The sequence below is a fragment of the Vibrio hepatarius genome (assembly GCF_043642085.1).
Lineage (GTDB): Bacteria > Pseudomonadota > Gammaproteobacteria > Enterobacterales > Vibrionaceae > Vibrio > Vibrio hepatarius_C.
The window spans coordinates 1-23,324 of record NZ_JBHZSA010000019.1; the positions used below are offsets into that span (position 1 = coordinate 1).

General features: G+C 43.9%; 18 protein-coding genes and 1 other annotated feature. Of the genes, 11 read left to right on the forward strand and 7 right to left on the reverse strand.

What is annotated here, in order from left to right; all coding sequences use genetic code 11:
• Positions 1-385: 385 nt before the first annotated feature.
• The 3 genes from clpB to rluD all read right to left on the reverse strand — a co-directional run bounded on the left by clpB (position 386) and on the right by rluD (position 4,783).
• Positions 386-2,959, reverse strand: a complete 2,574-nt coding sequence (clpB, locus tag ACHUFZ_RS20090) for an ATP-dependent chaperone ClpB (RefSeq protein WP_394128544.1) — start codon at positions 2,957-2,959, stop codon at positions 386-388.
• Between the two features lie 112 nt (positions 2,960-3,071).
• Positions 3,072-3,800 (reverse strand): peptidoglycan editing factor PgeF, encoded by a 729-nt coding sequence (pgeF, locus tag ACHUFZ_RS20095; protein WP_394128545.1) that lies wholly within the window; start codon positions 3,798-3,800, stop codon positions 3,072-3,074.
• A gap of 2 nt (positions 3,801-3,802) precedes the next feature.
• A complete protein-coding gene (gene rluD, locus ACHUFZ_RS20100) occupies positions 3,803-4,783 on the reverse strand; it encodes a 23S rRNA pseudouridine(1911/1915/1917) synthase RluD (RefSeq protein WP_394128546.1) in 981 nt (326 codons plus the stop codon).
• Between the two features lie 134 nt (positions 4,784-4,917).
• Between rluD and ACHUFZ_RS20105 the strand changes: the two genes are divergently transcribed.
• The 7 genes from ACHUFZ_RS20105 to yjjX all read left to right on the forward strand — a co-directional run bounded on the left by ACHUFZ_RS20105 (position 4,918) and on the right by yjjX (position 13,327).
• The gene (locus ACHUFZ_RS20105) at positions 4,918-5,643 is read left to right on the forward strand and encodes an outer membrane protein assembly factor BamD (protein WP_394128547.1); all 726 of its coding nucleotides are present in this window, start codon (positions 4,918-4,920) and stop codon (positions 5,641-5,643) included.
• Between the two features lie 116 nt (positions 5,644-5,759).
• On the forward strand, positions 5,760-7,199 hold the full coding sequence (locus ACHUFZ_RS20110) for an MltF family protein (protein ID WP_394128548.1): 1,440 nt from the start codon (positions 5,760-5,762) through the stop codon (positions 7,197-7,199).
• Between the two features lie 336 nt (positions 7,200-7,535).
• Positions 7,536-7,862, forward strand: a complete 327-nt coding sequence (hpf, locus tag ACHUFZ_RS20115; RefSeq protein ID WP_004410314.1) for a ribosome hibernation-promoting factor, HPF/YfiA family — start codon at positions 7,536-7,538, stop codon at positions 7,860-7,862.
• Between the two features lie 117 nt (positions 7,863-7,979).
• Positions 7,980-8,099 (forward strand) — a sequence feature (Phe leader region).
• Between the two features lie 12 nt (positions 8,100-8,111).
• Positions 8,112-9,290: a prephenate dehydratase gene (pheA, locus tag ACHUFZ_RS20120; RefSeq protein WP_394128549.1), complete on the forward strand. Its 1,179-nt coding sequence runs from the start codon at positions 8,112-8,114 to the stop codon at positions 9,288-9,290.
• A gap of 168 nt (positions 9,291-9,458) precedes the next feature.
• Positions 9,459-10,499, forward strand: coding sequence for a polyamine ABC transporter substrate-binding protein (locus tag ACHUFZ_RS20125; protein ID WP_394128550.1), 1,041 nt, complete (start codon positions 9,459-9,461; stop codon positions 10,497-10,499).
• Positions 10,483-12,828 (forward strand): putative bifunctional diguanylate cyclase/phosphodiesterase, encoded by a 2,346-nt coding sequence (locus ACHUFZ_RS20130; RefSeq protein WP_394128551.1) that lies wholly within the window; start codon positions 10,483-10,485, stop codon positions 12,826-12,828. The genes ACHUFZ_RS20125 and ACHUFZ_RS20130 overlap by 17 nt, the downstream gene beginning before the upstream one ends.
• Positions 12,800-13,327 carry an inosine/xanthosine triphosphatase gene (gene yjjX / locus ACHUFZ_RS20135; RefSeq protein WP_394128564.1) on the forward strand — a complete coding sequence of 176 codons (528 nt, stop codon included), beginning with the start codon at positions 12,800-12,802 and terminating at the stop codon, positions 13,325-13,327. The genes ACHUFZ_RS20130 and yjjX overlap by 29 nt, the downstream gene beginning before the upstream one ends.
• Positions 13,328-13,352: 25 nt before the next feature.
• On the opposite strand, the gene trpR is transcribed toward yjjX, so the two are convergent.
• Complete coding sequence (trpR, locus tag ACHUFZ_RS20140) at positions 13,353-13,661, reverse strand: trp operon repressor (RefSeq protein ID WP_134836057.1); 309 nt, start codon at positions 13,659-13,661, stop codon at positions 13,353-13,355.
• A gap of 14 nt (positions 13,662-13,675) precedes the next feature.
• Entirely contained in the window at positions 13,676-15,631 is a 1,956-nt protein-coding gene (sltY, locus tag ACHUFZ_RS20145; RefSeq protein ID WP_394128552.1) for a murein transglycosylase, read from the reverse strand.
• Between the two features lie 257 nt (positions 15,632-15,888).
• On the opposite strand from sltY, the gene ettA reads away from it, so the two are divergent.
• The 3 genes from ettA to ACHUFZ_RS20160 all read left to right on the forward strand — a co-directional run bounded on the left by ettA (position 15,889) and on the right by ACHUFZ_RS20160 (position 19,121).
• Positions 15,889-17,556 (forward strand): energy-dependent translational throttle protein EttA, encoded by a 1,668-nt coding sequence (gene ettA, locus ACHUFZ_RS20150; protein ID WP_134835967.1) that lies wholly within the window; start codon positions 15,889-15,891, stop codon positions 17,554-17,556.
• 168 nt (positions 17,557-17,724) lie between these two features.
• Positions 17,725-18,096 carry a PilZ domain-containing protein gene (locus ACHUFZ_RS20155; RefSeq protein WP_394128553.1) on the forward strand — a complete coding sequence of 124 codons (372 nt, stop codon included), beginning with the start codon at positions 17,725-17,727 and terminating at the stop codon, positions 18,094-18,096.
• Positions 18,097-18,107: 11 nt separating this feature from the next.
• Positions 18,108-19,121 carry a M23 family metallopeptidase gene (locus tag ACHUFZ_RS20160; protein ID WP_394128554.1) on the forward strand — a complete coding sequence of 338 codons (1,014 nt, stop codon included), beginning with the start codon at positions 18,108-18,110 and terminating at the stop codon, positions 19,119-19,121.
• 57 nt (positions 19,122-19,178) lie between these two features.
• Here the strand turns inward: ACHUFZ_RS20160 and tyrA are convergent, their stop codons facing one another.
• Together tyrA and ACHUFZ_RS20170 are read right to left on the reverse strand one after the other, a co-directional pair.
• Positions 19,179-20,306: a bifunctional chorismate mutase/prephenate dehydrogenase gene (tyrA, locus tag ACHUFZ_RS20165; protein ID WP_394128555.1), complete on the reverse strand. Its 1,128-nt coding sequence runs from the start codon at positions 20,304-20,306 to the stop codon at positions 19,179-19,181.
• A 22-nt stretch (positions 20,307-20,328) separates the two neighbouring features.
• Positions 20,329-21,402 (reverse strand): 3-deoxy-7-phosphoheptulonate synthase, encoded by a 1,074-nt coding sequence (locus ACHUFZ_RS20170; RefSeq protein WP_134835970.1) that lies wholly within the window; start codon positions 21,400-21,402, stop codon positions 20,329-20,331.
• A 237-nt stretch (positions 21,403-21,639) separates the two neighbouring features.
• Here ACHUFZ_RS20170 and ACHUFZ_RS20175 point away from each other — a divergent pair, with 237 nt between their 5' ends.
• Positions 21,640-23,316 carry a LytS/YhcK type 5TM receptor domain-containing protein gene (locus ACHUFZ_RS20175; protein WP_394128556.1) on the forward strand — a complete coding sequence of 559 codons (1,677 nt, stop codon included), beginning with the start codon at positions 21,640-21,642 and terminating at the stop codon, positions 23,314-23,316.
• Positions 23,317-23,324 lie beyond the last annotated feature (8 nt).

Below are 23,324 nucleotides of genomic sequence, written 5' to 3' on the forward strand. Positions count from 1 at the left end.
CTTTATTAAGAGGAATTTCTAATTGGATTATCATCAACGAGTGCCCACACAGATTGATAGGTCTATATTTTTAAAGAACTTCGTTTTGGGCTCTGCTCAAAACGGACGGCCATTTTATCGAGATAACTTATTGTGTCAAACACTTTTTTCGTTATTTCTTCGAAAATTATCATTTAACTTTCACCGCCGTTGTTGTCATTGCTTGTTAGCTTGGTTTCCCGTGACAACGGAGGCGCATTATAGGGAGTTCCGAACTAAGCACAACCCTTGTTTTCAAAAAAAATGCTTTTTTTACGTCGTTAGCTCAACAATCCATCAATAAGCGTAAAAAGAACACAAAAGGGCCTAAAATTAGGCCCTTCTTTATCTATTACTTTGGAAAAAACTATTGATGCGCAATTATCTGATCGTTGCTAACCAATAGTTTTACCGGTTTGTCTGGTATTACCTTGCCCGCAAGAATCGCTTTAGCAAGCGGGTTTTCGACACTTTGCTGAATTGCGCGCTTTAATGGCCTTGCACCATATACCGGATCGAAACCAACTTGCGCTATCAGATCTAGCGCTTTGTCCGATACATCCAGTGAGTAACCTTTCTCTTCCATACGTTTTGAAAGTCTCAAAAGCTGTATAGCGGCAATCGACTTAATATGCTCTTGGCCAAGTGGATGGAAGACAACGCTCTCATCCACGCGGTTTAAGAACTCGGGGCGGAAATGTTTGCTCACAACATCCATCACTTGTTCTTTCATACCTTGGTAATCGAGTGTGGCAAAGTTTTCTTGAATACGCGCTGAACCCAGATTTGAAGTCATAATAACGACCGTATTACGAAAATCGACCGTTCGCCCCTGTCCATCCGTTAAGCGACCATCATCTAAAACTTGCAGCAGTATATTGAATACATCCGGGTGAGCCTTCTCTACTTCATCTAACAAGATCACAGAGTAAGGTTTACGGCGCACAGCTTCTGTAAGGTAGCCACCTTCTTCATAGCCAACATAGCCAGGAGGTGCACCCACTAAGCGTGCCACCGAATGTTTCTCCATAAATTCCGACATATCGATACGAACCATCGCATCTTCACTATCGAACATGAAGTTAGCTAATGTTTTACATAGTTCAGTCTTACCGACGCCCGTTGGTCCCAAAAAGAGGAACGAACCAATCGGCTGATTTGGGTCTGATAAGCCAGCACGACTGCGTCGAATCGCATTAGCAACCACTTCTACTGCTTCGGCCTGGCCTATGACACGTTTATGCAGCACCTCTTCCATGCGCAGTAGTTTCTCTTTCTCTGCTTCGAGCATTTTAGAGACAGGTATGCCCGTCTGCTTAGAGAGCACATCGGCAATTTCGTTGTCGGTAACTTTATTTCGCAGCAATGTCATTTCTTGCATCTCAGCTTGAGTCGCAAGATCTAACTGTTTCTCTAATTCAGGAATACGTCCGTATTGCAGTTCCGACATCCGATTCAAATCACCAGCACGTCGCGCGAACTCCATATCCATACGTGCTTGTTCTAGCTCTGATTTGATATGTTGCGTACCAGACAGAGCCGCTTTCTCCGCATTCCAAACTTCTTCGAGTTCAGCAAACGCGCGTTCTTTTTCATTAAGCTCATCATTTAGGATGGTTAAGCGCTTCTCACTCGCTTCATCATGTTCATTAGTCAGCGCTTGCTGTTCTATTTTCAACTGAATGATTTTGCGCTCTAACTTATCCAATGACTCTGGTTTAGAGTCGATTTGCATACGGATACTTGAAGCCGCTTCATCAATCAAATCGATCGCTTTATCTGGTAGTTGGCGATCAGATACATAACGATGAGACAAACTCGCCGCCGCAACAATGGCAGGATCGGTAATTTCCACATGGTGGTGCAGTTCATAACGTTCTTTCAAGCCACGTAGGATAGCGACGGTATCTTCGACACTAGGCTCATCAACGATGACTTTTTGAAAGCGTCGCTCAAGAGCAGGATCTTTTTCAATGTACTGGCGGTATTCATCAAGTGTCGTTGCACCCACACAGTGCAGCTCTCCTCGTGCTAAAGCAGGCTTAAGCATATTTCCGGCATCCATTGAGCCTTCACCTTTGCCTGCTCCAACCATAGTATGAATCTCATCAATAAAGAGGATGATGTTACCCTCTTCTTTTGACAGTTCGTTCAATACCGATTTTAAGCGTTCTTCAAACTCACCACGATATTTCGCACCCGCAACTAAAGCGCCCATATCTAAAGAGAGCACTCGGCGACCACGTAATCCTTCTGGTACTTCATTATTGATGATTCGCTGAGCCAAGCCTTCAACAATCGCCGTTTTACCCACCCCTGGTTCACCAATAATGACCGGGTTATTTTTAGTGCGGCGTTGCAAGACTTGAATAGTGCGACGAATCTCGTCATCACGGCCGATAACTGGGTCAAGTTTGCCTTGCTCAGCTCGTTCGGTCAGATCGATAGTAAACTTTTCTAGGGCTTGACGGAGCTCTTCAGCATTCGGGTCATCAATTTTCTGACCACCACGGACCTTATCAATCGCTTCAGATAATTTAGCTTCGGTTAAGCCTGACTCTTTGAGTAAAGAACCAAGGGGGCCTTTATCTTCCAATGCAGCAAGTAGAAAGACTTCAGATGAGATGTAGGAGTCCTGGCGCTTTTGAGCTACCTTATCACACAGGTTAAACATAGTGCCCATCGCACTCGACAACTGTACGTCACCTCCAATACCACTCACCTTAGGTAAACGATCTAAAATCTCGCTTAACTTAGAGCGCAAATGCGTAATATCGACATTGAGCATCGTCAGCAGTGGACGAATCGGACTACCATTTTGGTCCATTAATGCGACCATCAAATGCACAGGTTCGATGTATTGATGGTCACGACCTAAAGCAAGCGACTGAGCGTCAGATATAGCGATTTGGAATTTGCTAGTAAATCTGTCAAGACGCATATCTACCTTCCTACCTCAACTGAGAAAAAAATAACTAATCAGTATGAAAGATGGATACGCTTTGAGGGATTTTCAAGGGGAGTTCGTCGCTTTCCGTTATGAAAATAGACGATTATTTTTCTATCCAGATAAAAGTTGCTTGTCGACCAGTTATCCCGTCTCGGCGATAAGAGTAGAAACGGTTAGCATCTTCAAATGTACACAGATTGCTGTAGTACACTTGATCAACACCGACACTATTGAGTCGTTGCGTCACCAACATATTCATATCAGCAAGCCACTTTCCCTGTTCAAACTTAGCGGTGAACGCTTGCTCGGCCTCAAGAATCACTGAAGTAAAAGCATCAACAACATCTTGGCCAACTTCAAATGCAGCCAGACCAATTGCAGGGCCAATCCAAGCCATGACTTCACCATCAAACTTAGCAACCGCATTTTCTACAATACCATTTGCTAAGCCACGCCAACCTGCATGAACGGCAGCCACTTGGGTGCCCTCTATATTGGTAAGCAACACTGGAAGACAATCTGCTGTCATCGCAGAGCAAACCACACCAGCAGAAGCTGTAAACAGGCCATCGGCATCTACCACTTGTTCTGTTGGCTCAAATGCATCTTCCACTACGGTAGAATGCGTTTGGTTTAGCCATATAGGTGCTGATGGCATGTTTGCCGCTAGCGCTAAGTCAGCGCGGTTTTTCACTACGGTAGATTGCTCATCCCCAACATGAGTGCCCAGGTTTAGCCCTTGGTACGGACCAATCGAAAAGCCACCAACTCTTGTCGACGCGATGGCTTTAACCTGTTTTTTGGCAGGCCAGTTAGGGATGATCATTTCCATACTTAAAACTCGTCTTTTAAGCCGTGTTCTTGAGTATCTTGACGCAGTGCTTCTGCCATTTCGATCATATCGTCAGGCACTGGAGCATGAAACTCCACTTCTTCGCCTGTAATTGGGTGCTCAAACTTAAGCATTACCGCATGAAGCGCTTGACGATCAAAGCTGCGAATGTGGTTCGCTAGCTCTTCTGATGCGCCACTTGGAATACGTGCACGACCGCCGTATGCGGTATCCCCTAATAGAGGATGTTGCAAGTAAGACATATGAACACGAATCTGGTGAGTACGACCTGTTTCTAGGCGTAAACGGATACGCGTATGCTCACGGAAGTGTTCCGCAACACGGTAATGAGTAATTGCAGGCTTACCCGTAGGCGTTACCGCCATCAAGGTTCGCTTGGTTGAGTGGCGACCGATTGGTTGCTCTACTCGTCCACCAGCGGTCATGCGACCAATCGCGATAGCTTCATATTCACGTACAAAGTTACGTTTTTTCTGTAGCGCACGAACTAAACGAGTTTGGGCTGGGACGGTTTTCGCCACCACCATCAAACCGGTCGTATCTTTATCGAGACGGTGCACGATACCCGCGCGAGGAACTTCCGCGATATTTGGGTAGTGGTATAGCAGAGCATTAAGCACGGTACCATCTGGCGTACCCGCACCCGGGTGAACAACAAAACCACGAGGTTTGTTGATCACTAAAATATCGTCATCTTCATAAACGATATCCAGCGGGATGTCTTGCGCTTCCCAACGCTCTTCATCTTCAAGTTCCGCTTGCAGGGTGATTTCCTCGCCACCCATAACCTTGGTGCGAGGCTTTGTAATCACTTCACCGTTAACTTTAACTTTACCGCCAAGCAACCATTCCTTTAGGCGCGAGCGAGAAAAGTCAGCGAATAATTCGGCGATAGCTTGATCTAGGCGTTGACCTAATTGGCTATCTTTTACTGTATTTGTTAATTCAATCTGCTGAGCCATATCGAACTTTTTTAAAAACTGTGAGACTAATTGTCACTACTGTGGAAAAATGTACTATTGGACATTGTATCTGTTACTGCTTAGAAAGTAACGGAAGCAACTAAAATATTTATCTCAAGGAATCGAATCCTGACATGAAAAAGCATACTTTATCTGGCTTGTTGGCATTATCACTACTGGTTGGCTGCTCTAGCAGCGAAGAAGTTGTTCCAGACGTGCCACCATCTGAGCTCTACTCAGATGCACAGATTTCGCTTCAAAGTGGTAACTGGCTAACTGCAATTGAAAAGCTAGAGGCGCTAGATTCTCGTTACCCGTTTGGTGCTTACTCTGAGCAAGTTCAGTTAGACTTGATCTACGCCTACTACAAAAATGATGATCTTGCTTTAGGTCTTGCAACTATCGAACGCTTTATGCGCTTGAACCCTACCCACGAGAAATTAGACTGGGTACTTTACATGCGCGGCCTTACTCATATGGCACAAGACCGAAACTTCATGCATGACTTGTTCAATGTCGATCGTAGCGATCGTGACCCTGAACCGGTTAAAAAGGCGTTTGCTGATTTTAAAAAGCTCCTTGAACGATACCCTTCTAGCCCATATGCAGAAGACTCGCAAAAGCGCATGTACGCTCTAAAAAATCGCCTAGCTGAATATGACTTAGCAACAGCAGATTTCTACTTGCGCAGAGAAGCATGGATTGCAGCAATCAATCGTACTCAAGAGCTTCAAAAAACCTACCCGAATACTGAAGCCGCTCGAAAGTCGCTTGAGATTCAGCTTGAAGCGTATAAACAGCTTAACCTGCCAGATGCCATTGAGCGCACTGAGAAGTTGATTGAACTAAACCCTCAATAAGCAGCTATAAAATAAGAAAAAAACGCCTCTAAGCAGAGGCGTTTTTTTATATCCAGTATTTTGCGTGAGCTTTACTTTCGGACTACATTTTAATCAATGTGGTTTAGAGGTGTTTCATGCTACGAGTAATTTTTCTTGCCTTAATCTTTAGCTTATCGGCCGGTCAATCGAGCGCGCTATCTTTGTCTCCGCTACAAAAACAACCCTACATGGGTGATCTGCCTGCGCTTGAAAAAAAAGGCGTGATCCGAGTGCTTGTCTCGGCTGATCTCGGTTTTTACTATGTCGAAGGTGGCAAACCAAAAGGTATCTTAGCTGAACTCTTATACCACTTTGAAAAAGAGCTAAGACAGCGCTCTTCTTACTTTAACCTTCAAGTCATTCCGGTTCATAGAGATGAACTGCTGCCTTCACTAGAAAAAGGCTTTGGCGATTTAGTGGTGGCTAACCTGACGATTACCTCAGCCAGAAAGGAACAGGTCGACTTTAGTGCTCCTGTGTTGAAAAAAGTCGATGAGTTACTCGTCACCCATAAAAGCCATCCACCTATCGATTCGCTTTGGTCACTAAGTGGTAAGGAGATCTGGGTACGTGCCAGTTCAAGCTACTTCGAAAGCTTGCAAAAACTCAATAAAGAGCTAGATAAACACGGAAAAGCTCCTGTCGTTGTTCGCTTTATCGAAGAAACGCTACAAGACTTAGAGTTGATTGAATTAGTGAATCAAGGGCACCTTCCTGCCACTATTTTAGATAGCCACAAAACCGAACTTTGGCTCAAAGTAATGAATAACATCCAAGTCCATGATGCGATTCCACTTCGCGAAGAGGGCCAAATTGCTTGGGCAATGAGAAAAAACAGCCCTAAATTGGAAGCTTTCGTCAATCAATACTTGAAAAAGTATCGTTCAGGCACACTTTTGGGAAACGTTATCTATGGCAAATATCTGGATAACACCAAATGGCTCAAGCGGGTGTTAAACCCTCAATACATTACCAAATTAGAGTCACTATCAGAGATATTTGAAATCTACTCTGAGCAATACAGTTTCGACTCATTGATGATATCTGCTCAGGGCTTCCAAGAATCAGGTTTAGACCAAAGTAAAGTGTCACACAAAGGGGCCGTAGGGGTGATGCAAGTTCTGCCAAGCACTGCCAAAGATCCCAACGTCAACATCCCCGACATCTACCAAGTCGAAAACAACATCCATGCTGGTGTGAAGTATATGCGTTTTATCAAAGATCGTTACTTTAGTGATGAGTCGATTCTACCTGAAGATCAAGTCTACTTTTCACTTGCCGCCTATAACGCTGGCCCAGCGAATATCCGCAAAATGCGCCGCCTAGCGGAGAGAAATGGCTATGACCCTAATAAGTGGTTTCGCAACGTCGAAATAATGGCGAGGAGAAATATCGGTCGTGAGCCAGTCCATTATGTCTCGAACATCAATCGTTATTTCATTATCTACAAGCAACTGAATGCTTTAAAACAAGTCAGGGAATCTCAAGCGACACAAAATCATCAAAACTCACCGTCACTAGTGATTGATGACTAGTACAAAGTCAGAAAGGGGGAGGAAAATAAAGCGTTGAGAAATCTGGAATTCAATTCACAAATGTTGGATGGTCAAATCCTAATCAGTGCTTTTTATCAGGTCGTATTAAGCCACTAAAAAACAGATGATTTTTAGTTGCTTACCTCTTCCAATCTAATGAGTTTTGTAAACGAAACAAGCTTTTTCGACGCAAAATAGTCACACACTTTGAGATAGATCACGTTTGAATTTAGCTAATAAAAACACCATCAAAATAGTGATCTATATCACATCATTTCTCCATGGGATAAGTAATCTGGAGTTAACCCATGAGGGATGACACAGAGGAAAACATCTATGAAAGTAAACATCACTGGTAAAAACATCGACATCACCTCTGCAATCCGCACTCACATTGAGAGCAAGTTTAAAAAGCTAGAAAAGTGGCAAGTAGATATCATCGGTTGTCAGGCAAGCTTCAGCGAAGAACCAAATAAGCAGAAAAAATTTGAAGCTGTAATTACTGTACCGAAAGGCCAACTTATCGCATCCGCAACACACGAAGATTTATACGCTGCCGTTAACGAGGTAGAACAGAAACTAGAACGTCAGCTAAACAAACTACGCCACAAGCCAGAAGCACGTCGTACAGACAAGCCTGAGCTGGAAGAAGAAGTGGAATAGAAATATAAAATTAGAGGATTGAGAAAAATAGCGCCGAATGGCGCTATTTTTTTGCTTGACGCTCCATTCTCGGTTGCTTATGGTGTTTAAAGATTCACAACAAAGCCTATGAATATGCACAACACAACTCTGTTCTTTTTTGACTTATTTTTTCTCCACTAGGCTTGGAGGCTCTCTCGTTTTCGAAAGATAAGTCAAAAACGAACAGAAAGCCTCCCAAAGGGAGGCTTTTTTATGAGGAATACTAGGATGACTGACCAAAAATACTCGCTTGAAGAAATACGCTTACGATTAAATGAACTGGATGACCAACTGCTGAAGCTGTTGTCGGAGCGTCGTCAAATGAGTATTGAAGTGGCAAAAAGTAAAGTCCAAACATCAAAGCCAGTCCGTGATGCCGACAGAGAACAGCAATTGCTGGTTAAGTTGATCAATAACGGCTATCAGAAATACGACCTTGATGCACAATACATCACTAAGCTATTCCACACCATTATCGAAGACTCGGTTCTTCTTCAGCAGTCGTACCTACAAAACCTAGCTAACCCAGAGCTTAGCCGTAAACCCTTAGCACGCGTCGCTTTCCTAGGCTCTAAAGGTTCATATTCTCACTTAGCAAGCCGTGAGTACTTCAGTCGTAAGAATACAGAGCTTATCGAACTCAACTGCGAACACTTTAAAGAAGTCACCAACACCGTAGAATCAGGCCACGCTGACTACGGCGTTCTACCTATCGAGAACACAAGCTCTGGCTCGATCAATGAAGTGTATGATTTACTGCAACACACCACGCTTTACATTGTTGGCGAGCTAACATTACCGATTGAGCACTGCTTAGTTGCTACCGCAGACTTAAGACTAGAAGAGATCAAAACGCTCTACTCGCACCCTCAGCCACATGCGCAATGCAGTGAGTTTTTGAGCAAGCTCGATGGTGTAAAGCTTGAATCATGTGCAAGCACTGCTGATGCGATGCGAAAAGTGAAAGATATGATGCGTACAGACGTCGCGGCCATTGGTAATGCGTCAAGTGGCAAACTGTATGGTCTACAGCCAATCCAGAGCAATATCGCCAATCAAACAGAAAACCACACCCGCTTTATCGTTGTTGCACGTAAACCAGTCGAAGTCTCTGCGCAGATCCCAGCGAAAACGACACTAATCATGTCAACGTCTCAAGATGCTGGCTCATTGGTTGAGACGTTATTAGTACTGCAGCGCTACAGTATTAATATGACTAAACTAGAGTCGCGTCCAATCATGGGGAATCCTTGGGAAGAGATGTTTTATGTCGACTTAGAGTCGCATTTAGACTCAGTTCAGATGCAACAAGCACTCAATGAGCTAACTAAAATCACCAAACATTTGAAAGTATTGGGCTGCTACCCAAGCGAAAATGTGAAACCAACTCAGGTAAAATTACAATAAATAAACCTACGCAGGTCAAATAAATACACTCTCCTAGCTGACACATTTTATTAATATTTTTAGTATCGTTGGATATTAAGTTGCATATTAGTGTTGTGTCAGCTCGAATTCACTGACTCTGATAAGCCTGTCCCTTCAGATTTATTCAAAAGGTAATACCTAGTCAGTATGAGAGTTCCTTTCTTATCACTATTCTTATTTGTCAGCTCTATTAGCTTCGCCTCTGAAACTCCTCTCAACATTTATATGTGGGAAGACACCTTGTCACCTAACGTCCGAAGTGATTGGGAAAAACAAACCGGTGTGCCTATCACACTGTCTCATTTTGATAATGATGATGAACGAAGCTTATTGATGATGAAGAGTGTCCAACTGCCATTTGATATTGTGGTTCTGGATAACGTATCCGCTCAGATATATGGTAGGCTGGGCTCATTTGAAGATTTGTCCCATCTCGCCAATCGAGCGCACAATAAAAGTCAGTGGAACCAAGCTTGTGGTACTCATGCTATCCCTTACTTCTGGGGCACTGTTGGGATTGCCTACCGAAAAGACCTGATTCAATCCCCACCTTTAACATGGCAAGAGTTCGTCCACCCGAGTGATGAATGGACGGGCAAGATAGGATTAATCAACGACAGTATCGAGACCTTTTTACCTATTTTCTATAGCTTAGGTTTATCCCCTACCACTGCCAGCTCTAGAGAACTTCAAGCCGCTTATGCGACGATCATGGCGTTCAATGATAGCGTCTTAACATACGAGTACATCCTGAGTTATATCCGCAGTCAGTCGGACCCTAATCAGCTGCAAATCGCTTTGGCTTACAGTGGCGATCAGTACTCATTAAATCGCTTCTTTGGTCAAAATAAATGGGACTATGTCATCCCTGACGGTGAAATGTTTCTTTGGGTTGATTGTCTAGCCGTCGCTAGCCATTCCGAAAATAAACAAGCCGCGAAAGCATTTTTAAACTACTTGATGGATCCCAGTGTTGCTGCAAAGAATGCAACCGATATCAAAGCTGCTACTCCCAACTTAAGTGCTATAGAACTATTACCTGATTGGTATTTAGATGATGCATCATTGTTCCCATCACAAGAGCGTATGAAAAACGCCAGAATAGATAGTGAACTCTCGGCAGAAAATATCAGTATGAGAGTAAAAATGATTAACCAGTTACTGAAACGTCATGAAGCTAAACACTAGAGTATTATTACTTGTCGCGCCAGTGATTATGTTAAGTGCAGCTGTCTCTAGCTATAGCATTTATATCAATCAAAAAGATGCGCTAATTAAACGAGAAAACAGTTACCTACAGCTTTCTATGGAGAAACTTGCTGGACACTTTCGTCAATCATTAGCTCTAATCAACAGTTATTCTTTAACTCTAACGAAGAGCGACATTATCCGTAATTATTTCGGTCAAGGGGACAATCCCTACCGAGAGATGAAACTGATTAGCAACCTACAGACAACGATTGAAAACTTACAAGCTAACATACAAGATGATATTGCCGTCGCCATCGTTGATAGTAACCAGAACATTCAGTTTTATGCGGACAATCAAACTGACCCTTTTGCTTCCCTTGATGAAAACGTCTTAAATTACGTTAAGAACATTTACCAAGATACCGGACATAACTCCTATACAGGCTTTGCCAAAAGCTATCAGGGACAAAGCATATTGGTGCGCTATGATGTGTTAGACAGGAGCACGTTAGTCTCCCCGCTTAGCTACAATAAAGATCAGATCTTTTTCATCGTTGTTTCCTTATCTTTAGAAAAGTTCGACCAACTTAAACACATCTTAGAGTTTGATAACGATAGTAGTATCTTCTTTGCAGGTGAACCCGTGATCAAATCAGGGCTATCACAATCGGTAGAACTCAAACCAGGCCTTCATGCCATTCTCGATCCCGCTCAATACCTTACAACGGAGAAGTTAGCCAAAATAGAACAACGATTGCTGATGTCATTTGGCGCCTCGTCATTAGTTACGGTACTCATCCTGCTATTTTTGCTCTACCGCCATGTGATTAAACCTATTACTCACCTTGATCGTCAGCTGCAAGATGTTGAGATGAAAAGACGTAGCAATATTGAAAAGCTTAACAGCGACAATGAGATTGGCCGCCTATCGATTCGTTTCTATGACATGTACAAAGAGCTCAATTCTAGCTATCAGAAAACCAAAGCGATGGCGGAAAATGATCACCTCACTCAATTGGCTAATCGATATCAATTCCAAACCTATGTCGAGTGTGCTCTCGCGCAAAAGCTAGCCCATAAGTTTGCTTGGATTTTGTATATCGACCTCGACAACTTTAAGTACGTCAATGATAAGTATGGCCACCACATTGGCGACTCGCTGCTGGTGAGCTTTGCTGAACATATCAAACGTATCAGTCTTGAATACGAACGCCGTCACGGAATTAAATGCTTAGCCTCTCGACTGTCTGGGGATGAATTTGCCATCTTTATTGCCTCTGCCCACAACACTAACTATGCAGATAACTTAGCTCAAGCGGTGCTAGAGCCAATTCAAAACCCGGCTTATAGTTCAATTGGTAATTTTCCTATCACTGCCAGTATCGGCATTGCTTCGTTTCCAGAAGATGGCAATAAGCTCGCTAAGCTACTGTCACACGCGGATACCGCGATGTATCAAGCCAAGCGTGCAGGTAAAAACCAAATTGCCCATTACTCCAAAGCTCTTGATGAGGTTTCTCGCCGTCAAGCCCAAGTAGAACGCGCATTGAGAAATGGGGACTTAGAGAACGAGTTTACCTTACTGTACCAACCCTATTTCGATCGCACTGGACAAGTCATTAAGGGTGTTGAAGCTCTGCTACGTTGGGATTCACCTCTATTAGGTAAGGTCAATCCAAGCGAGTTCATTCCAATTTCAGAGCAAATTGGCCTGTTTGGTACCATTGACCGTTGGGTTATCAAACAAGCTTTTACAGACTTCTCAAAACTGCAAAGCTGCTTTGAAGCCCCGATTAATCTGTCGATTAATCTATCTTCCGCTGAATTAGATTCACTACAACTGGCCAGTGATATTCAATCGTTAATGATTCAATACCCAGTGACACCTCACTTGATTGATTTTGAGATAACGGAAACCTTCGCTTCAGATTCACAAAGCTACTTATTACTGCATGAGTTGGCACAAATGGGCTTTAAACTGACGATTGATGATTTTGGCTCTGGCTACACTTCAATTACCCAACTGGTCGAATACCCAGTGCAGAAGATTAAATTTGATCGCGAATTCTTAGAGACCTTAATCAAAACCGACAATCATCAAGTGGTAAAACCGCTAGTTGATCTTTGCCACTCTCAATCTATGATAGTAACCGCCGAAGGCATTGAGTCAGAAGAGATGCATCATTGGTTGGCCGAAAACAAATGTGACTATATGCAAGGCTATTATTTATCACCACCGCTCTCTTTGGCTCAGTTAAAACATGATCATAAAGCCCAAGAAGGAAACCTTGATGTCCATGAAGAAGGTTATTGTAGCCTCGCTTAATCCGGCTAAAATTAACGCAGTAAAAAGTGCGTTTGAGGCATCATTTAGCGACGAAGCATTTGAATTTATTGGTGTAAACGTGGCAAGCGGCGTGGCCGACCAGCCAATGACCAATGAAGAGACTCATACAGGCGCGCTAAATCGTGTTACAAACGCGAAAGCAGAATACAATGATGGCGATTATTATGTTGGCCTTGAAGCAGGGATAGAAGGCAGTGTTACATTCGCTTGGATGGTGATTGAATCTGCAACTCATCGCGGTGAGTCACGCTCAGCGAGCCTGATGCTTCCGCCCGTTGTCATAGAAAAGCTTCAGCACGCTAATGAACTAGGTGATGTCATGGATGAAGTGTTTGCTACCGAGAACATAAAGCAAAAAGGCGGGGCAATTAGTCTACTGACTCATGACTTACTGACCCGCAGTTCTGTATATCATCAGGCGTTAATTCTAGCGCTGATTCCATTTGTTAACCCCGAGCACTTCCCTGCCAACTTATAATCTGTAGTACAAACAAGAAGGGTGCCTATTGGCACCCTTCTTTCTTTTCTAGAAGTTGAGCAATCTCTTGCTTCTCTTCTGCGCTCTTTGATTTCAGTTCATTAGAGCCGCGGGTAATGGTTGCAATCCCCACACCTAGCATCTGGCTAATTTGCCTTTGAGATAGATCCCCTTTAAGTAATTCACGAAAGATATTTACTCGCGCGACCAAGGCCTCTCGCTCATCAGGGGTCAACAACATGGTTAATAGCATTTCATGTTGCTGGGATTGGCTGCTCTCGCTGATCAAATCTAAGATCTGCTGCCACTCTTTATACTCTGGCTCTAATGACATCTATAAGGTGCTCACTAATATTTCGCATTCAACTCATGTTGATTTAAAAAGGCACCATCCACGCCAAGAAGCTCTCGGTAGTATGTTTCAAACATCAAAATGTTTTGTACATAGCCTCGGGTTTCGTTAAACGGAATTGCCTCAATAAATGCGTAAGCGTCCAGCTTGCCTTGTGTACGCTCACGCCAAGTTTTCACTCGGTTAGGCCCTGCATTATACGCTGCCAATGCGAAAATTCGATTGTTATCGTATTGCTCCAACAAACCATCGAGGTAATGGCTACCAATTTCGATGTTCTTACCCACTTGATAAAGGTCTTTTGAACCCTGATAGCTCAGTTTGTATTTCTTCGCGGTGTACTTTGCGGTCGACGGCATGATCTGCATAATGCCGCGCGCACCCACTGGCGAACGGGCTTCAATATCAAGCGCACTCTCTTGTCTTGCCAAAGACATCAAAGTAATTGGATCTATGCTGTGTTTATCAGCATAAAAATTAAACCACCAGCGATGAGCGACAGGGAAACGCATATGGATATTATCCCACATCTTGGCTTTGATGCTCGCTGTTACTGTTAGGTGGTGCCAACCTTTGAATGAAGCAAATGCCGCTAACATCTCTTTTTGTGAACTATCGGCACGTTCTAGAAGCCAATTCCACTCACTCTTCGCTGCCGCAATTTTATCTCGTGCAATCAACTCTTCAATCCGAACAAGATCACTATTAAAGCCTTTGACTTGTTGCTTATCTAGGATGATCTCAGAAGTCGGATACTCAATCGAACGTTTGAGCTCTTTAGCCGCAGCAACACTGTAGAAATTGCGCTGACCAATGATTGCCTCCATACGCTGCTTACCCGCGGTTCGCTGACCTAGCGCAAGCTCACTGCGACCTAACCAATATTGCCAACGTAAGCTATCCTGTTTAGCTTGTGGCAGTATCGCAATCCAATCCGCCACGCCTTGCCAATCGGCATGCTGAATAGCCAAACGAATACGGCGCTCTATCAAGGTATCACTTGAAGAGTTTTCCGTTTGCTTATCTCGCCAATTGGCCAATGAGTCTGAGTCAGTATTGATCAACCTAAGCGCAATATAATCAGCCAACTTTTGACTGGCTTGTTGCTCGAACTTTTGCGCTTTCACAACGCCAGAAAATACCTGTTGGGCTTGCTCTACATCTTTACGAGCGAGTTTTTGCAGCGCCAATTTAGTTTGCTGGCGATTAAAGTCTGTTGCGGGCTGCTTTTTAGCAAATGAAAGCACAGCTTCTGGTTTATTAAACAGATCCAGCATTGTCTTCGCTTGCGCCTGAGCTTTGCCACTCGATAACTGCTTCTGCAGGTATTTCATCAAGCGACCATTGCGAGACTGAAATGCCAATACCATTCGATCAAGGATCAGTTGGTCAGTTTTAAGTCCAGCCTTATCCCAACGCTCAAACAACGGGTCACAGGCATCGGCAATGCTTTTACCCGACAACCAGAGTTTTTCTGCGCCTTGGAATGCGAGCGCTTTATCACCGGCTATCGCGTTCGCATTGAAATAATGACACTGATAGGTTTCACCTCTAGGTTCACTGGTCTGGAATTCTAGCAATGTTTTCCATTCACCTTTTTTCGCTAGCTGATCAATATAAGGGGCGCGAATACGTTTCGAAAACGGGAATGAATAATGGTCTTTGATAAAGGTCTCGACCTCACTAGGTGAACGCTCACCGAGTCCGACTAAAAAACTGCGATAGTCGACATAAGGGGTCAAAGGATAATCCGCGATCGATGGCCTAATCTTTTGGTATTCCGCAACTTGTTGAGAGTCGAGTAGCGTTTGGGCTTGATCATAAATATCACGTTGGGTTTGCAGGTCGACAGCCATTGCTGACGTTGCATAGATTGCGCTGCAGGTCATCGTAGAAACAAAAACAACCGATGAAGGAATGCGTTGCAGCGACTTGGAGAAAGTCAGGTTCATTATGGTCTCATCCTGAGAGTATACTAATGCAATTTCCTATTAATGCTCATTGTAAACATCTGTGTAAAGCGATTAGGTGTAAATATTAATAAATTCACACTACTGTGACGTTTCGCCGACTTTATGCTTACCATTGCCTATAAATTCATCAGCAGTAACCTTTGTTACTACTAGGTGTTGTTTCTCTGGTAACAAACTGAGCGCTATTAGTATAAAATAACCCTTTATGTAAATTGATTATTTAGGAACGATCGGCAATGGCTGAATACGTATATACCATGTCGCGCGTGAGCAAAGTTGTGCCACCAAAGCGACAAATTCTTAAAGACATCTCTCTAAGCTTCTTCCCTGGCGCAAAAATCGGTGTTTTGGGTCTAAACGGTGCAGGTAAATCGACGCTACTGCGTATCATGGCGGGTATCGATACAGATATCGACGGTGAAGCACGTCCACAACCAGGTCTAAATGTTGGTTACCTACCTCAGGAACCTGTACTGGATGAGTCAAAGACCGTTCGTGAAATCGTTGAAGAAGCCGTATCTGATGTTGCTGGTGCAATGAAGCGTCTTGACGAAGTATACGCAGCTTACGCTGAACCTGATGCTGATTTTGATGCGCTAGCAAAAGAGCAAGGCGAGCTAGAAGCGCTTATCCAAGCGAAAGATGGCCACAACCTGGAAAACTCTCTTGAGCGCGCGGCTGATGCACTACGTCTTCCTGAGTGGGATGCTAAGATTGAACACTTATCAGGTGGTGAACGCCGCCGTGTTGCTATCTGTCGTCTACTGCTAGAACAACCAGACATGCTACTACTAGACGAACCAACCAACCACCTTGATGCAGAATCAGTGGCTTGGCTTGAGCGCTTCCTAGTAGATTACACTGGTACTGTTGTTGCGATTACCCACGACCGTTACTTCCTAGATAACGCTGCGGGCTGGATCCTTGAACTTGACCGTGGTGAAGGTATTCCATGGCAAGGTAACTACACATCTTGGCTTGAGCAAAAAGATGCACGTCTACAACAAGAAGCATCGCAAGAGAAAGCTCGTCAAAAGACTATCGAGAAAGAACTTGAGTGGGTTCGCCAAAACCCTAAAGGTCGTCAAGCGAAGTCAAAAGCTCGTATGGCGCGCTTTGAAGAACTGCAAAGTGGCGATCACCAGAAGCGTAACGAAACCAACGAACTGTTTATCCCACCAGGTGAGCGCCTAGGTGATAAGGTTATCGAAGTAAATAACCTAACTAAATCGTTCGACGGTCGTGTACTGATTGATGACCTATCATTCAGCATGCCTAAAGGTGCTATCGTCGGTATTATCGGTGCCAACGGTGCAGGTAAATCGACACTATTCAAGATGCTAAGCGGCACTGAGCAACCAGACGCTGGTACGATTGAAATGGGTGACACAGTTAAGCTTGCTTCTGTTGATCAGTTCCGTGACTCAATGGATGACAGCAAAACCGTATTCCAAGAGATCTCTGAAGGCGCTGATATCATCAAGATCAACAACTTCGAAATCCCTGCTCGCGCATACTGTTCACGCTTTAACTTCAAAGGTTCAGACCAACAGAAGATCATCGGCGAGCTGTCTGGTGGTGAGCGTAACCGTGTCCATCTTGCTAAGCTACTTAAAGCTGGCGGTAACGTATTACTACTCGATGAACCAACCAACGACCTAGATGTTGAGACTCTACGTGCACTAGAAGAAGCTCTGCTTGAGTTCCCTGGTTGTGCAATGGTTATCTCGCACGACCGTTGGTTCCTAGACCGTATCGCGACTCACATCATCGACTACCGTGACGAAGGTCAGGTGAACTTCTACGAAGGTAACTATACTGAGTACATGGAGTGGTTGAAGAAGACCCTTGGTCCAGAAGCTGCGGAACCACATCGCATTAAATACAAGCGTATTACCAAGTAATAATATCGCTTGATATTCATGCAAAGGCCGCTAATATTAGCGGCCTTTATTATATCGATCTCAATACTGTTAAGTCAGGCATTGATATACATGAAGAATGCGAACGAGCACGCATAGTGGTCACTGTAATTTTGATACCCTTCTGAATCGGAATTAAGAGAGAAAGTTATGATTGAACGACGTCGTTTTTCACGAATTGTATATCAAAATCAAGCAGTTCTAGCTCAAGGCTCAACTCAGATCAGCGCCTTGATAAGTGACCTTTCCTTACATGGATTATTGGTGACTAGTGAACAGTCAGAATTGCTAGATAGTGATAAACAGGTCGATGTGGATTTTTCGCTTTCAGGAAGTGATGTCTCGATCCAGCTTGTAGGGAACATCGTTGGACTTAATAACAATGTGATTCGTATTTGTATTGATCATATTGATATTGAAAGTATCGGGCATTTAAAGCGGTTAGTTGAATTAAATGTAGGTGACGATGAACTATTACATAGAGACATCGAGCACTTATCTGATCTAGGTGAATACACCTAATCTAACTCGTTATGTCTAAGAATATTACCATTTCTATCCCTGCCAAATCAGGGATACAAAATTTCTACGTTTCTCGAACCACGCTATTAGTGTCTTTAACAGCTACGATCGGAGCTGTTGCTCTGGGGGTTGGCTATGGTGTTTATAGTTGGCAACAAGAGCACCAAACCGAACAAGAGTTTCGTCTTTTAGTCAGTCAACTTGAAGATATCGAGGCACAGAAACAAGACCTTGAACTTCTTTATCAAGAACAAGTTCAAGAGACTCACAACCTTTCCCAAGAACTTGAAGAAAAGCGCGACCAAGTCAGCATTCTCGGCAAGCGAGTCTTTGATGTTGAGTCTGTGCTCGGTTTGGCGGATGAAAACTCTATTGATGAAAACAATCTAGAGAACCGTATTGATGCTGCTGCGATTGACTCCGCCGTACGCGCAACCATGTTTCGCATGATTCCGAATGATTCACCACTGAATTACCTACGCGTCTCTTCTTCCTATGGTCGCCGAACGAACCCAATCACAGGTAAACGTCATACACATACAGGTATCGACTTAACTTGTAAGCGTGGAGAAGAGATTTACGCCCCTGCCGACGGCGTAATTGAAACGGTTCGTCCTAGCTCTAAAGGGTATGGTAACTTTCTCACCTTACGCCACTCATTCGGTTTTATGAGCTCTTACGCTCACCTACAAAGATTCAAAGTGCGTAGTGGACAGTTTGTCAGTAAAGGTGACCTGATTGCGACTTGTGGTAACTCAGGCAATTCAACCGGTCCACACCTCCATTATGAAGTGCACTTCCTAGGTCGAGCACTAAACCCTCAATACACCATGGACTGGACCCCGGAAAACTTTAACTACCTTTTTGAGAAAGAGAAGAAAGTGAAATGGGCGCCACTGGTTAAGTTGATTGATGATACGGTACGATTACAGGTTAATCTGACCAACAATCCTTACCACGACAGTTCCGTGAGTACGGTGAAGAACGAAACTGAACGAGTACCAGAAAATATCTCTGTTCAGTAAACAAGGCTAAAGAAAAAGAGCGACCAAGTTGGTCGCTCTTTTTGTTGTTTAATTTCATTAGCCGCGATGAATCGAATCATTGGCTTGTTTTAGCAAGTTCTGACTTTCATCTAAGAACTGCTTAGAGTAATCACCAAACCAATCACTCACTCGATCAAAGCTCTCGACAAAGGCTTGCTTATCTTTGCCATCAAGAATTTCTAATGCTTCACCAAAGCAACGATGGAAACGTTTGATCATCGCAATGTTTTCATCGGAAGAAAGAATGATGTCGCCATATAAGTTAGGGTCTTGACCAAACAGGCGTCCAACCATTGCTAGCTCTAGACGGTAGATTGGTGAACTTAATTGCAGCAGTTTATCAATGTTTGGGTTCTCACGACTTAGGTGGAGACCATAAGCAAATGAAGTAAAGTGACGCAGTGCTTGAATCAGTGTCATGCCGTGGTCATGCTCACTGGCATCAATCTGACAAAGACTCGCCCCCCAAATAGAGAACTGCTTCAGTAACCATTGGTAATGCTCTTCCCCACGGCCATCACAGTAGACAATCACCTGCTTGGCCAAACTTGGTACATCTGGACCAAACATTGGGTGTAAACCGACAACTGGACCTTGGTGAACCTTCATCATCGCTTGTAGCGGTTTCGACTTAATCGAGGTTAAATCACACAAGATACAATCTTTTGGCAGCTTACCCAGTTTCTCAATCACACCTTCGGTCAGGTGAATCGGTACTGTCACCACCACCATGCCTGCATCAGCAAGGATATCGTCAGCCTGATCCCAGTCTTTACTGCCCAGTACTTTGACATTGTATCCTGACAGCTTAAACATACGCCCGAACAAGCCACCTAGCTGGCCGTTACCACCAACAATCACCACAGAACGCAGCTCTGGGTTTAGACATTTAAAGCCTGAGTCTTTTTCGCTGGTGTAGGATTCACGCATGGTACGGCGAAGAATGTCTTCAATCAGCTGTGGTGGTACACCTTTCTTTTCAGCCTCTTGACGGCGCAAAGCCAACATCGCGGCTTCACGGTCTGGAGCATAGATAGGTAAACCATGCTCACTTTTCACTTCACCGACTTTCTCAACTAAAGAGAGTCGCTGTGCTAATAAATCCAGAATTTGTTTGTCTACTGCGTCAATTTGATCACGCAATTCGTTCAATTCAACGGCCATTGATATTCCTTGTGCTCTCGTTTTAGCCTTTCAATCTGTCTTCTAGGAAAGGGACTAGCTCTTCATGTGCATGACGTAATAGTGCCTCAGTTGTATCCCAATTGATACACGCATCGGTAATAGAGACGCCATATTGCATTTCACTTAACGGAATATCAGATGGTTGGTTACCTTCATTGATATGACTTTCAATCATAAGGCCAATAATCGATTTATTGCCTTCACGGATTTGGTGGATGACATCTTCTGCTACCAATGGCTGACGACGGAAATCTTTACGAGAGTTAGCGTGACTACAGTCCACCATCAATGATGCATCTAAACCATGTTTTGCCATATCTTGCTCACACTCAGTGACCGATACAGAGTCATAGTTAGTCTGTTTACCACCGCGTAGAATCACATGACCATTTGGGTTACCTTGAGTGGTTAATAACGCTACCTGACCTTCGCGGTTAATTCCCATAAAACGGTGGCTAGATGACGCAGCTTGCATCGCATTGATAGCCGTTGCTAGGTTGCCGTCGGTGCCATTTTTGAAACCAATTGGCATTGAAAGGCCGCTCGCCATTTCACGGTGAGTCTGTGATTCCGTGGTACGCGCACCAATTGCAGCCCAGCTAAATGTATCAGCTAAGTATTGCGGACTGATCGGGTCTAGAGCTTCAGTTGCTAATGGAATTTCCATCTCAGCCAATTCCACCAGTAACTCGCGACCAACATGCAGACCATGCTCGATATCAAACGTGCCATCTAAGTGCGGGTCATTGATCAAGCCTTTCCAGCCTACGGTTGTACGTGGCTTTTCAAAGTACACGCGCATAACAATATACAGTTGGTCACTTAGTTGCTCTGACAATGCTTTAAGGCGTTTCGCGTATTCCTTCGCCGCCTCAACATCGTGAATAGAACAAGGACCGCAGACGATGAGCAGTCGGTGATCTTTCTTATGAAGAATATTGGCAATAGTTTGGCGAGACTCTTGAATAAAGCGACGAGCATTATCACTTAACGGTAACTTTGCTTTCAGTTCTTCTGGTGTAATCAGCACCTGCTCATCGCTGATGTTAATATTGCTCAATTCACTTTTCTGCATAACTCTAACCTGTATATTATTTTTTACACCAAGTATATTCCGTATTAACTTGGCTAGAATAGCCATAACATAACAGCATGAGTTTAGATTTCAAGATGTAAATAATAAAAAACACACTGTAAATTTAAATTTACACCAACCCATTTATCGACTTTTCTAGCAGAAATATGAACTAAGCATGTTTTCTAACAACATTCTTTTCTAAAATAGCACTCAAATGCCGCTGACTTTATCGCTATGGACTTAATTCTTTCCTTACTGCAACAGATGTGTGTCTACCTAATGCTTGCCTACATGCTAAGTAAGACCCCGATCTTTTTGCCTCTGCTTAATATTTCCAATCGACTTAGCCATAAGTTAAGCATCTATGTGCTTTTTTCTCTGTTTTGCATCATGGGCACCTATTTTGGTTTGCAGATCAACGATGCCATTGCTAATACACGAGCGATTGGTGCAGTAATGGGAGGCTTGTTTGGCGGCCCTGTCGTGGGTTTTTTCGTCGGTCTAACAGGCGGTCTGCACCGATACTCGCTGGGTGGCTTTACTGATTTAGCTTGCGCTATCTCGACCACAGCAGAAGGCTTGATTGGTGGCCTTTTTCACGTTTACTTTGTAAGAAAAGGCAAATCGCAGCAATTGTTCAATCCTAGTGTGGTATTTGCTATCACCTTAATCGCCGAAGTGGTGCAGATGACGATCATACTGATCGTGGCTAAGCCTTTCGATCAAGCTTACGCGCTTGTTTCTGCCATTGCAGCGCCAATGATCATTGCTAACTCGGTCGGCGCAGGGTTGTTTATGAGTATCCTGCAAGATCGCAAAACCATTTTTGAAGAGTACTCGGCGACGTTTTCTCGTCGTGCACTGAATATTGCCGAGCGTTCGGTCGGTATTCTCGCTTCCGGATTTAACTCGCAAAATGCCGATAAAATTGCTCGCATCATTTATGAAGAGACCAATGTTGGCGCGGTTTCGATCACCGATGAACAGAAGATCCTAGCCTTTGTTGGCATTGGTGATGACCACCATAAACCGAACACGCCAATCTCTTCACAAAGTACCTTAGATGCGATCAATAAAAATGACATTATCTATCTAGATGGCAAAGAAAAGCCTTACCAGTGCTCACTCTCAGCGGACTGCAAACTGGGCTCAGCGCTGATTATTCCTCTGCGCACTGGCGACAAGGTTATTGGTACCATCAAGCTCTACGAACCAAAGAGAAAACTGTTTTCAACCATTAATATGTCGATGGCGGAAGGTATTGCCCAGCTACTCTCAAGCCAAATTCTCTTTGGCGAGTATCAGCAAAAGCAAACCTTACTCTCTCAAGCTGAAATCAAATTATTGCATGCTCAGGTCAATCCTCACTTCCTATTCAACGCCCTGAATACCATCAGTGCGGTGGTTCGCCGTGACCCAGGCAAAGCACGTGAGCTGATTCAGCAGTTATCGCATTTTTTCCGTAGTAACTTAAAACAAGATATTGAAACAGTGACGCTCAAAGAAGAGCTTGCGCACGTTAATGCGTACTTATCGATCGAGAAAGCCCGTTTTACCGATCGCCTTGAGGTCAATATTGATATTGATGAAGGCTTGTTGAAGCGAAAAGTCCCAACGTTTACTTTGCAGCCGTTAGTCGAAAACGCCATCAAGCACGGCATCTCGAACCTGATTGAAGGTGGTCAGATCCATATATACAGCCAAAAGGTATCAGGTGGAGTGCAAGTCGTAGTGGAAGACAATGCTGGAAGCTATGTCGCCCCTTCGCAAGATCATGCCGGGCTGGGTATGCAGATCGTCGATAAAAGATTAACTAACAAATTTGGTCGCGCGGCAGCTCTCAATATTGAGGTGAAACCGAATCACTTAACCCAAATGAGCTTTATTATTCCTGATGAGAACACGTATTAAGGTATCCC